This is a genomic window from Shewanella inventionis, assembly GCF_014641855.1.
Taxonomy (GTDB): Bacteria; Pseudomonadota; Gammaproteobacteria; order Enterobacterales; family Shewanellaceae; genus Shewanella; species Shewanella inventionis.
On record NZ_BMII01000001.1, the window covers coordinates 142857 to 155133 of the forward strand.

Below are 12277 nucleotides of genomic sequence, written 5' to 3' on the forward strand. Positions count from 1 at the left end.
ATTAAACACATCGCCGATGTGATGCTATGCTTAACATTATCATCACATTAACGATTTCCATATGTATCGAATAATCATTGGTTTATTATGCTGTTGTATATTTGTCAGTCACGCCCAAGAAATCGACGTCATTGCTTTTGAGTATCCGCCTTATTTGACTCAACACACGAGCGAGCAAGGTGAGGTAGTGGTGTTGCTAAAACGCGCTTTTGCATACAGTGCTTTTAGCCCAAAAATAACATTTATCAGCAGTCGCGATGCACAAAAATACATCACCCAAAAAAAGTGGTGCTTGAGTTTTATTCCACCACAAACACCTGCTAAGCAACACTTGCAGGTGATATTGGCCGATAAAACCATACCATTAACCTTATTTCGCCTTGCTGAGCCTCAAGTGTTTATAGGTAACGAACTCAAAAACAAAGTGATTGCCCACCTACCTCTCTCACTTGACGATCGAAAAGTACGTTCATTTGCCAAGGCTGGGGCTAAACTGACCCTTGTTGATACCATAGAGCAAGGTGTGTCGTTATTGCTAAATCAAGAGGTCGATTATGTGTATGGCGATCAACAGGCAATTGATTACGCCAGCAATAACCTCAACTTCCCGGCAATGTTATTACAAGACTCAGCTATGGTATTTTACCAATTCCCAATGGCTGTTTGGTTAAATAGTCAGTGTGCAAGTGCAGATAAAATCCGTACTCATCTTGAGCAGCAACATTACTCTATTCACCGCTTTTAGCTTTACCTGAGTTGCAATGGATGACGCTTAAGCTCTGCTCAGGTATAATTTCTTCCCTGTTTTAAGCCTCGCAAAGTCTTAAGGTTACTATGTTTCATATCGCACTCTACGAACCAGAAATCGCCCCCAATACTGGCAACATTATCCGTTTATGTGCTAATAACGGTACACAACTGCATTTAATTGAACCGTTGGGTTTTGATTTAGAAGAGAAAAAACTACGCCGTGCCGGTTTAGACTACGCAGATTTAACTCGGGTTACCCGCCATAAAGACTACGCAAGTTTTTTGGCCGCCATGCCTGGTAAACGTATCATGGCTTGCACCACAAAAGGCAGCCGTCCACATACCCAAATCGCCTTTCAAAAAGATGACGTACTGTTGTTTGGCCCAGAAACTCGTGGCCTGCCCATGGATATCATCAACGCCACACCATTAGAACAGCGTTTACGCATTCCTATGACAGCCAACAGCCGCAGTTTAAACTTATCTAACTCAGTTGCCATTATCAGTTATGAAGCTTGGCGTCAGTTAGATTTTATAGGCGCTGAATAATGAAACAAACGCCCTCGCCAGAAACTCAAAACGATGCACTTGCCATGGCCAAAGCCACACAAAAGCCTGGTCAAACCAAAGAACAAACTAAGCTCATCGCTGCTGGGATAGAAAAGGGCATTGCAGAATACAAGAAACGTGAAAAAGCCAAAGCGCGCGACAGAGACAAAGCGCGTAAACAACGCTTAAAAGCAAAAAACCAGGTTAATGATATCGATGACACTGAGATGGACCATAGCGAATCAAGCGCTCAAATGACCACAATGGCTTGGGGGTTGCTCGGGTTATTGGTACTAAGTTGGGCGGGATTTGCTACTTACATATTGGTGCTTTAACCATCACTTAGACGGATACAAACTTAGCGCTCTAACCACCTGATATTGCTCGCTATCATCGTCAAGGTAGTGGGCACTTTGCTGCCATTGCCAGCCATTTTTCGGCTTGTCTGCTGTGGCCTTTATCGGGTCAAATTGCAATTGCACTAACGCTGGGCGCTGATTGATCTCTCCTTTACCCAAAAAAGAAAAACTACCCGACTGCCGATATAACGTCAGGTGCTGCATTACGTCATCGGTCACACCATTAGCGTAAATTAATAACACGTTATCTTGTTGCTGCCTAAACCACCAAGTTTCGCTATTTGAAAACCGGCTACCGCGACTGACACTAATGTATAAATTACCTTGATCGGCCGAGCACATCACCGAGGTTGTCACCGCCATTGGCGCCAAGTTGGGGTTGGCTGCAGTACCTTGCCATTCACCCACCAAGTGCGGGCATAACTCAGCCAATAACACCTTGTCGGCATTCGCACTCAAAGACAGAGTAATACTCAATGCTCCTAGTAATAGTAACGAGCGACGCTTCATCCCCCCCCCCTAAATGCCATACCAACTTAGAGTGTCAGTGTACTCCAACTCGCGGATAAAAAAATGACCCACTGAACAAATCAGTAGGCCATTTTATGTCTATTGATTACCTCGTGCCGAGGTCAACGACGCTTATTGACCAAAGCCAGTATCGGTAATGTTCACTTGAGTCACTTCACCGTATTGTGCAGCAATATCGGCAATTTCAGCAGCATTACCAATTAACACAAACTGCAGATTTTGCTGCGGAAAGTATTGAGCCACTAAGCGTTGAGTTTCAGCTAATGTGAGGCCATCCACTTTAGCTTGGAACTGGTTAATAAAATCATCGTTCATGCCATATAAGTACATGTCAGACAGTAAACCGGCTAATTGGCCACTGGTTTCGTACTTAGGCGGAAACTGCCCTTTAACGTACGCTTTGGCTGAGTCGAGCGTCGCTTGATCAATGCCCTTTTCCCATAAACGCGAATAGGTGAGCAAGGCTAAATCGATGGCTTCTTTGGTGGTCGATGACTTAGTAAAGGTACTAATTTGAAATACCCCAGACTGTGAATATGGGCTAAAGCCAGAGCGCGCACCATAGGTTAAGCCAGCGTTTACGCGTAACTCATCATTTAACCATGAGGTAAAACGGCCACCTAAAATGGTGTTCACCACAGTTAAACCAACATAATCCGGATTGTCATATCGAATGCCCACACCACCAATTAAAAACGTAGTTTCAATCGCGTCAGGCTTGTCGACTAACAAGACTCTTGGCTTGGTTAGTGTTGGTAAGCCCTGGCTCAAATCTGGTTGCATCACGGTTTCTGTAGCTTGCCAATCACCAAACGCTTTGTTGAGCTTGGCTGTCATGTCATTTACATCAAAATCACCAACCACGTTAATGCTCATGTTATTCGGTTGGTAATAACCTTTATGAAACGCTCGTAGCTCATTAACATTAATCGTCGAGATTGACTCACTGCTGCCAGATGCGGGATTTGCATAAGGGTGTTTGCCAAACACCAACTTGTTAAAGTAGCGACTAATCACTGCGCGTGGGCTTTCTTTTTGTTGCGATAATCCCACAATTTCGCGCTGTTTTAGCTTATCAAACTCGGTAGAGTCAAAGTCGGGTTGGCGTATAACATTGCTGAAAATGGCCAACACAGTGTCGATGTCTTTGGTCATCATATTAGCGCGCACATAAGTGCCCTCGGCATCGGCGTTAGTATTTACACTGGCACCAATAAAGTCGAGTTGTTGCTCAATATCAGCTTTAGACTGACCCGCAGCACCTAGCATTAAGCTTTGCGAGGTTAAATAAGCCAAACCTGAAGTGGTGTCATTAACCGCTCCGGCTTTTATCACTGCATCAAGGGTGACTAATGGCACTTCTTTTTGCACCATTAAATTAACGGTTAGGCCGTTATCTAAGGTCACTTTTTGATAACTCGGCATGACAAAACTTGGGGTTGCGGCAACCGGTTCAACGCTGGTTTTTTGAGTTGTTGCACAACCACTTAAAGTTAAACAGCATGCCAGCGAAATGGCAGATAACGACAGGGTCATTGTTGAATGAGTAAGGGTTTTCATTTGTCTGACTCCTCAGTCGCCGCGAGCACACCAACAGTGCGATTTGCTTTAATTAAATAGGTTTGTGCCACACGCTGAATGTCTGCTGGAGTCACTTTGTTATAAGCTTCAGGCGCATTAAAAAGCTTGGTGTAATCACCAAAATACAACTCGTAGGTACCAAGAGTATTAGCTTTACCATTAATGGTTTCCATGGTTTGATAAAAATCCATTAGCTTGATATTTTTTACTTTTTCGAGCTCTTGCTGAGTTACACCTTGGCTGGCAATTAAATCAATTTGCTCAATAAGCGCTTTCTCTAGCGTATCAGCACTGACGCCAGCATTAGCCACACCCAGGATATAAAAAAGATTAGGGTCAAATGACATGGGCATATAAGTGTCAGCCGCTACAGCCACTTGCTTATCAACTAACGCCTGATAAAAACGCGAACTATTGCCCTCACTTAACATTGAGGCTAATAAATCAAGTGCATAATAATCGGCATGGCTTGTGGCGGGCACGTGGTACGCCAGCATCACATTAGGGGTACTCACCGACTCTTTTTTAACAAACACACGGCGCTCACCTTTTTGCTCAGGCTCTACAGTACGTACGGCTTTTGGCGGCGCTTGGGCTGGAATAGGCGCAAAGTATTGGTCAGCTAACGCTTTTACCTGGGCAAGTTTTACATCACCGGTAATCACCACTAACGCATTGTTGGGTGCATAATAGGTTTTGTGGTATTGCTGTAAATCTTCCAAAGTCCATGCGGCAATGTCAGACTCATAACCAATCACCGACCAGCTATAAGGGTGCGCTGAAAATGCCACACTTTTAAGAGCCTCTTGAATGGTGCGCCAGTTAGAGTTTTCAAGCCCTGTGGTGCGCTCAGATTGCACAACACCACGCTCGCTTTCAACCATGTCAGGGTCAATGTCTAAATTGGCGATACGATCAGATTCAAGATCAAAAATAGTCTCAATACCACTGGCAGGAAACCAGTTGGTGTACACGGTTAAGTCTTCACTGGTATAGGCATTATTTGCGCCACCCGCGGCTTCCATGGTGCGGTCGAACATCTTAGGGCCAAACTTTTTTGAGCCGTTAAACATCATGTGTTCAAAAAAGTGCGAAATACCGGTAATACCAGGTACTTCGTTGCGCGAACCGACTTTCCAAAAAATGTACATGTTGGCATTAGGGATGGAACTATCCTCAAGCACCATGATTTTCATGCCATTGCCTAGGGTAAAGCTGTTAATGTCTTGTGCTTGTGTTGCTGACACAGAGGGCGTACTCAATACGCCAATTGTCATCAACAACGCGATTAACTTGCGTGTCATATCTCGCTCCTTTGAGCTATTGTCCAATATTATATTTACTGGGTTATTGTGCCGTGCCAAGTGCGGTCAATGCAACTTGAGTCATGGTTTGCACGCCTACTTTTAGTGCGCTCTCATCTACATAAAAAGCAGGCGAATGGTTACTGGCCACCTGGCTTGGCACTTTATCTGTTGGCGTCACGCCTAAAAAGAAAAACATGCCTGGGGTTTCTAGCGCATAGTAAGAAAAATCTTCTGCGCCAGTGATTAATCCTGGCTCAATCAATTTATTGTCACCCACCACAGAGGCTATCACCGGGCGCATTTTGCTAACCAACTCTGGGTTATTCACGGTAACTGGATAACCAGGTTGGATTTCTGTTGTCGCGGTGGCACCAAGGGTTTTAGCCGCATTAGTGGCAATTTCGGCCAGTTTCACTTTAATATCGGCGCGCATATCCTGATCAAAGGTGCGAATAGTGCCAATAAGCTCAACTTCATCTGGGATAATGTTTGAACGAATACCGCCATTAATGGCGCCAAAGCTAACAACCGCTGGCGCTTTAGTAATATCGACCTGACGGCTAATAATGGTTTGCACGCTGTTAATAATCTGCGCAGAAGCCACGATAGGGTCAACACCGCCCCAAGGGCGCGAACCATGGGTTTGTCTGCCCGTCACTTTAATAGTAAATGAATCTTCACTGGCCATGGCTGGGCCAGAGCGTAAACCAATCACACCAGTTGGCATGCTTGAGGTAACATGCATACCAAACACTTGCTCAGGCTTGCGTTTGGCAAACAAGCCTTCTTTTAGCATTAACTCAGCGCCGCCTTGCTCGCCTTCTGGCGCGCCTTCTTCGGCCGGCTGGAAAATAAACATCACATCACCAGCCAAACTGTCTTTTACCTTCACGAGGTTTTCGGCCACGCCCATTAACATCGCCACATGCGTATCGTGACCACAGGCATGCATTACACCGACTTTTTGGCCCCGATAAGTGTCTGTCGCTTTAGAGGCAAAAGGTAAATCAACCACTTCGGTCACTGGCAGCGCATCCATGTCAGCACGTAAACCAATGAGTGGACCAGGTTTACCACCTTTAAGGATCGCCACCACACCAGTATGTGCAATACCCGTTTGCACCTCGAGCCCTAGCGATTTGAGGTGTTTCTCAATCACTTTACTGGTGCGAAATTCACGATTTGATAATTCAGGATGTTGGTGAAGGTCGCGGCGCCATGCAATCACTTTGCTTTCGACTTGAGCAGTTAATTCTGCGGCATTAGGCACACTGGCCACGGTAGATGAACTGTAAACACTGCTAGCAAATACACTAGCAAGCATGAAAGCGAGGGAGGTCGGGCGCATGTAAGGTCCATTTTTGTTGTTATTTGAGAAACAAAACTACCGTGAAACGCCCCATTTGTTAACTGTTTTACCGATTTACCCTACAGACAATTGTATCTATTTATTAACATATGCGAGTTTATATCGAGGGCAGCTGTAAAAACACGACGTCATTGTCGATGATTTCAAGTTGCCAACCGCGTTGTTGTGCCAACCATTCAAAGGTCTCAACAGAGTAAAAGTTAATATGGGTTGGGTCACTTTTATAGTGCCATTTTGTGAACGCTTCCAAATCGAGCACACGCTTGGTCATAATGGCCAAAATGCCGCCGGGCAAAAGCAGTTGGCTTAATTGTTCAATTAACTGATGAGCATCGGCAATATGCTCTATCACTTCGGTTAAACATACAAAGTCATATTGCTGATTAAGCACCTGAGTATCTGGATGATAAAACAAATCATAATTAGCGATACTGACACCCTGGGCTGCAGCCATTTGGCTAAGCACGGCGCCTTCACCGCAGCCAAAATCTAAGCCTTTGGCATTAAGCCCAGTGCGAGCCAATAATGGCGTGAGTGTACGCGACAAAAACCGTTGGTAGCCTGCATCGGCAAAGTCATTGTCGTGTAAATCATATTGGGCTTTTTCAGCCGTTTCATCTAAATAAAACTGCGAGGGCACCGACACTAAATGGCATTGTTGGCAACGTACATATTCACGATTTTTGTCTTGATGAAAAGCAAACGTTTGCTGGTGACACAATGGGCAAGACGACAAAGACAACACTCCAAATTATAGCGAAAAAGGTTATTGTTCAGATTGAGCAGGATCGCTGGTTTCTTGTGGGATTTTTCGGGTTTGTGCTGCGGCCTCTTGCGCTTGCTGGAGGTATTTTTGCTCGCGAGTTAAACGCTGTTCCGATTGCGCTTTCGCTTTTTCGAGCTGCTGTGCTTCCCAATCATTTGCTTCTTGTTTGGCTAACACTTTTTGTTCACGCTCTGCAGTGGCACTGGCTGCGTCACGGGCTTTTTGCAATTGAGTTTGCTCAAGCTCGGCAGATTCAATCCGCGCTTGTTCGCCCTTTTCTGCCAAGGTCATTTTTTTATGTGGCTTGTCTGTCGCTAAAGCATTGACCGAAAGCATGCTAGCAAAACACATCAGCATTATCATCGCAATAAGGCGAGCATTCATAACATCTGTCCTTTGAGTCTTATCCCTTAAACTTATCGCTATTATAGCGCCCACGCACCGCCACTGGCATAGCGGATAACTTATGGTGCACCATTGCGTTAAACACTGCAAATATTGGCGCGATATCGGCACTAGGCTCAAGTCTTGCTAGGGTATAAGCCGCTGCCTCAAGGGTCGATAAACTGTCGCTGCGTTTGGCTTTGCGGATAACATATTGCGACTCATCTTCACACTCAAGGTGCAATGACGGATAGTTAAGCAACCATGGGTTAAGCTGCAACATACGGTAAGCTTTACGCCAGGTGCCATCAATTAGCACAATAATCGCTGTATTATCAGCGCCCACCTCACTTACCGCTTTGCTGTGCTCATTAGGGTACACAATATACACAGGCCGATTTTGCGCAGCTAAATACCCTTGCAACTCAGCAAAATCCTCTGCGGTTTCACCGACATAAACCTGAGTTTGTGGCAACGCCAGCTTGAGCAACCTAACGGTATTTTTAGCATGCCCCACCTCAGATGGATGCTGCATGATGATAATGTCAGTTGCTGTAGAGATTGGTTTTACTGCATGACAAATGCAAGCTGACTGTGGGTATTGGCAATTAATACAATAACTTCTACTCATATTTAATCTTATTTATGTTGCAATTTTGTAAAGCGCAATCCAGTATATTCCACTCTTATGATACCACCTCAAGGAAGAACCACTATTATGACAAGAGTTATGACTACAACTAAGGCAATGACAATGACTACAGTGTCTATTGCCTTAATGCTCGCGCTTTCTACAAGTTCGGTTTATGCCGCTCAAGATAATGCCTATCACCACGAAGCTGAAATAGGCTTTTTAGATTCAGACGATGGCGGTGATGGTATATTTAATGCCAACTATCGTTATTATTTTAAAGCGGTTGAACAAGCAGATAAGCCTTATGCGCTCGCTGACTTTTTTCACCAAGGGTCAAAGGTTGCAGTACGTTATTCGACTTCTGATTTCGATGATATATATGCACTTTCTGGCCAATATGTTTTTGACTCTAATTGGTTTATCAATGCAGAAGTGAGTCAGGTAGACTTTGAGGAATATGAATACTCTACCACTCTTGATAGCTTCACCATTTACGCAGTCAATCTAGGGTATTTTTTCACCGACTATTCAGCTTTAACCCTAGGTTACAGCACTATGTCTGAATCTAAAGCGACAAGCTTTACATCTTCAAGCTATAACTCTGAAAGATATTACAGTAATGACTTTGATGCTTTCCGTTTAACTTATGAGCACTTTATTCCACTGCAATCAACCGTCGGAGTAATGCTCACAGGTACATTGGCCTACAGCGATGAGCAATATAGTGATCATTTTTTAAACTCCGACACTAATGACCAAGGGCAAGTAACAAACAGTAATTCTGAGCAGAACATTACTTACGACAGATATAATGTTGCCATTAATGCCGATTGGTATATTAATAATTCATGGTCTGTCGGTGCTGTTATTGAGCAAGGTAATACCGATACTCATTATAATTACAGTAGTGCCAATTATGACGATGTAGGCAGTATTGACCAAACAGACACATCTACTAGCATAAACACACGCTATACATGGCGTTTTGCCGATATATTCTCAGCTAAGTTCTCACTTAGCTATTCAAATTTTGATGGCGAATATGAGAACGACTCACAAACTAACTTTAGTGTAGGTGTTAACGCGCGCTTCTAAGAAACCTAGTATTGAGAAAAAAATACCCGCAGAATGTGGTTAGCATTCTGCGGGTTAAAGGTGATATTACCAATATGTAATCTGAGCTCAGGTTATTTAATTAATCGTGTTGTAGTTGCTCTTGATGCAGATGGCTTAAACGGTTCATTGCCATCATGGCGAGTAACACACTGCAAAAACCACCCATCACAATCGCAATGGCATAAGGTGCTGGTATATCGGTTAACTGGATTAATGCAGTTAATATCGATGCGCCGCTCATTTGAATACAGCCTAACATTGCCGTTGCAGTACCTGCGCGCTCACCAAAGGCCGATAACGCCATACTGGTAGCAGGCCCAAGTAAAATCGCAAAGCCAACACAAAGCAGCATCATAGGTGCCATAAAGGCAACACCCGCAGCAATACCTTGCTCTGGGCCAGCTAATTGCATTACCACTTCAACCACAGCCGCTAACACCATTAACCACAACGCCACTATGACACCAGGGCGATTACCAATACGCTTAATTAATACTGGTGCAGCAAAACAGGCCGCGACATTCACTAGGGCATTTAACCCAAATAAGCCGCTAAACATCAGCTCTGAAATACCTAAGTGACCAATTAACCACACTGGTGAGTAAGACACGTAACATAAAATAGAAGCCATCGCGATCATGCAGCAAGAGGCATAAAACATAAAGTGAGCATCGCCAAGCACCGGCTTATAACGCCCCCACCGGTAAAGCGGGCCTGTGCTGTCGGTATTGAGTGGACGCGTTTCTGGGAAACGAAAACCTACTAAAAACAAAACGATTACGGCATAAATGGCCATAAAGATAAACGTCGAACGCCAGCCAAATTGCAATGCTAATAAGCCTCCCAATGTAGGCGCTAATGCGGGTACCACACAAATAGCCCCATTTAAATAACTGTACATCGACACACTTTGCTTGCGATCGTAACAGTCACGTACCGCACTAAATACCACAATAGACGTTGAACATGCGGCTAAACCTTGAAACACACGGGCAATTTGCAACAGCTCAAATTCAACCGCATACGCGCCCAACAAACTGCTAATGCCGTAAAGCACAATACCAAACAAGGCGACAGGCCTGCGGCCAAAACGGTCGGCTAATGGCCCAATCAATATCTGCCCGACACCCATCGCAAATAAAAACAGTACTAAAGTAGACTGAACCTCACTGTTCGATACTCCATACTCAAGTGCCATTGTCGGCATAGACGGAAGATAAATATCGATTGCCAGTGGGCTTAAAAGCACCATAAACATCAATAATGGCAGTAAGTTACGACGCATAATGTTCTTTCTCTTAGTGTTTAGCTGATAAAAGGTCACCCTTAATTGAGCGCTATGATAAGTCAAATGGTGGTATGAACAGAAATGATATAAAATCCAAAGTGAATTTCCATTTGAGAATATCTAATGAATCTTGATAACCTCGCACGTGTTGACCTTAATTTACTGGTTATTTTACAAGTACTGCTTGAGGAGCAAAGCGTCACTCGAGCAGCCCATCGTTTACACCTTAGTCAATCTGCTGTGAGCAAAAGCTTAAACCGCCTACGCGAAGCATTAGACGATCCATTGTTTCAACGAACAGCTCATGGCCTTAAACCTACAGCCCATGCATTAACTTTACGGCACAAACTGTCCCCAGTACTGCAAAACTTATATCAGTTAACGCAACCCCCCACATTTCACCCAGCCAGTAGCCAACGTCACTTTACGTTTTCAATGGTCGAAAGCGCTTATGAAACATTGATCCCCTATTTTATTGGGCCATTGTTACAACAAGCACCGTCGATAAAATTAGATTCATATGTGTGGACAGAAAAGTCGATGCAAGATTTACAGCAAGGGCAAATCGACTTTGGTATTGCAGGCCGCGACATTCATCCACAAAGTGACTTTAAGATAGAACATGTTCCCGAAGGTATCGAATATCAAACGCTATTTAACGACCATCAAGTGTGTTTGGTGCGTCAAAACCACCCTATTTTACAGGTTTTCGAGTCGGGTCACTGGGATCAATCTCAATACTTAAACATGTCCCATGTACAGGTAAGATGCGAAGGCAACGATTGGTGGGCACTCGATTATCACTTGGCTAATTTAGGTTTACACCGTCACTTATCAACCACAGTGCCAGACTTTTATGGCGCAGCCAGTGTATGCGCCCATACCGACCTTATTTTTACGCTGCCATCGAGCTTTGCCATCCATGCACAAAAACTCTATTCGTTAGTGTCTATCCCTTTACCATTTGATTTTATGCCCATGGCATATGTGTTTTTGTGGCACGAACGGAATAACCAGGAGCCCGGGCATCAATGGTTTCGCAATCTTATTTTTAACAGTGTCGACAGTGCCATGGCGAATACCAATCACCTACCTGAAAAACGCTAAAGCCTGCATTTTCAAGAACGAGCAAATTAAACATCTTGTCTGGCGCGTTCTCTGCACTGTTAAACACTACAGTATCAAGATTAACTAGGTTTAACGTGACATATTATGTCTTGAAGTTGCACACTGGATCTTCAATAGTCATTCGTTATCGATGCAAACAAGCCGCATTTAGGAGCCAACATGAACGTTAATCAAGCATTTAACAGCGCCCATTTTAAACATCGCATGGCGACGATGAACCCTATTATGACCTTATTGATGGTTGTTGCTATAACCTTGATAGCCATCACTTTACTGCCATTTTTATTTTTGTTTGGCTTAATCAGTTTTGTCGCCTTGCGTTTTTGGGGTAAAAAAATGCTCCGTCGTCAACAAGCTCAACAAGCGTATGCGTACCAAGATTTCGCCAATGTACAACGCGAACCCGCAGCGCCATATGCCGATATGTTTAAGCGCTCAAACGCAAACCAAGCGAAACCTACAGGCAGAACATTTGAACACCAGGCAGATTAACTCGGCAAAAAAGCTGACGAATG

General features: G+C 44.1%; 14 protein-coding genes. 6 read left to right on the plus strand and 8 right to left on the minus strand.

The features are described 5' to 3' along the window. Nucleotides 1-61: 61 nt before the first annotated feature. From IEW93_RS00630 to IEW93_RS00640, 3 genes are all read left to right on the plus strand, one after another. Complete coding sequence (locus tag IEW93_RS00630) at nt 62-745, plus strand: hypothetical protein (RefSeq protein ID WP_188735825.1); 684 nt, start codon at nt 62-64, stop codon at nt 743-745. An 89-nt stretch (nt 746-834) separates the two neighbouring features. Further along, on the plus strand, nt 835-1299 hold the full coding sequence (trmL, locus tag IEW93_RS00635) for a tRNA (uridine(34)/cytosine(34)/5-carboxymethylaminomethyluridine(34)-2'-O)-methyltransferase TrmL (RefSeq protein ID WP_188735829.1): 465 nt from the start codon (nt 835-837) through the stop codon (nt 1297-1299). After that, complete coding sequence (locus tag IEW93_RS00640; RefSeq protein WP_188735832.1) at nt 1299-1634, plus strand: DUF2956 domain-containing protein; 336 nt, start codon at nt 1299-1301, stop codon at nt 1632-1634. Before trmL ends, IEW93_RS00640 begins: the two co-directional genes overlap by 1 nt. A 3-nt stretch (nt 1635-1637) precedes the next feature. Here IEW93_RS00640 and IEW93_RS00645 read toward each other — a convergent pair whose 3' ends face one another. The 7 genes from IEW93_RS00645 to IEW93_RS00675 form a co-directional block, all read right to left on the minus strand. After that, a complete protein-coding gene (locus IEW93_RS00645; protein WP_188735835.1) occupies nt 1638-2168 on the minus strand; it encodes a hypothetical protein in 531 nt (176 codons plus the stop codon). A 132-nt stretch (nt 2169-2300) separates the two neighbouring features. Beyond that, nucleotides 2301-3725, minus strand: coding sequence for a M16 family metallopeptidase (locus IEW93_RS00650; RefSeq protein ID WP_373284846.1), 1425 nt, complete (start codon nt 3723-3725; stop codon nt 2301-2303). 20 nt (nt 3726-3745) lie between these two features. After that, nucleotides 3746-5074 carry a M16 family metallopeptidase gene (locus tag IEW93_RS00655; protein WP_188735838.1) on the minus strand — a complete coding sequence of 443 codons (1329 nt, stop codon included), beginning with the start codon at nt 5072-5074 and terminating at the stop codon, nt 3746-3748. Between the two features lie 43 nt (nt 5075-5117). After that, nucleotides 5118-6425, minus strand: coding sequence for an amidohydrolase (locus IEW93_RS00660; protein WP_188735840.1), 1308 nt, complete (start codon nt 6423-6425; stop codon nt 5118-5120). A 118-nt stretch (nt 6426-6543) separates the two neighbouring features. Beyond that, nucleotides 6544-7182 (minus strand): class I SAM-dependent methyltransferase, encoded by a 639-nt coding sequence (locus IEW93_RS00665; protein ID WP_188735842.1) that lies wholly within the window; start codon nt 7180-7182, stop codon nt 6544-6546. 30 nt (nt 7183-7212) lie between these two features. Next, on the minus strand, nt 7213-7596 hold the full coding sequence (locus tag IEW93_RS00670; protein ID WP_223418901.1) for a hypothetical protein: 384 nt from the start codon (nt 7594-7596) through the stop codon (nt 7213-7215). 19 nt (nt 7597-7615) lie between these two features. After that, complete coding sequence (locus tag IEW93_RS00675; protein ID WP_188735844.1) at nt 7616-8227, minus strand: tRNA-uridine aminocarboxypropyltransferase; 612 nt, start codon at nt 8225-8227, stop codon at nt 7616-7618. Between the two features lie 123 nt (nt 8228-8350). Between IEW93_RS00675 and IEW93_RS00680 the strand changes: the two genes are divergently transcribed. After that, nucleotides 8351-9325 carry a hypothetical protein gene (locus tag IEW93_RS00680; protein WP_188735846.1) on the plus strand — a complete coding sequence of 325 codons (975 nt, stop codon included), beginning with the start codon at nt 8351-8353 and terminating at the stop codon, nt 9323-9325. Nucleotides 9326-9425: 100 nt separating this feature from the next. Here IEW93_RS00680 and IEW93_RS00685 read toward each other — a convergent pair whose 3' ends face one another. Beyond that, entirely contained in the window at nt 9426-10631 is a 1206-nt protein-coding gene (locus IEW93_RS00685) for a multidrug effflux MFS transporter (RefSeq protein WP_188735848.1), read from the minus strand. A gap of 126 nt (nt 10632-10757) precedes the next feature. On the opposite strand from IEW93_RS00685, the gene IEW93_RS00690 reads away from it, so the two are divergent. Together IEW93_RS00690 and IEW93_RS00695 are read left to right on the plus strand one after the other, a co-directional pair. Next, nucleotides 10758-11741: a LysR family transcriptional regulator gene (locus tag IEW93_RS00690; RefSeq protein WP_188735850.1), complete on the plus strand. Its 984-nt coding sequence runs from the start codon at nt 10758-10760 to the stop codon at nt 11739-11741. Between the two features lie 180 nt (nt 11742-11921). Then, entirely contained in the window at nt 11922-12254 is a 333-nt protein-coding gene (locus tag IEW93_RS00695) for a hypothetical protein (RefSeq protein ID WP_188735852.1), read from the plus strand. Nucleotides 12255-12277 lie beyond the last annotated feature (23 nt).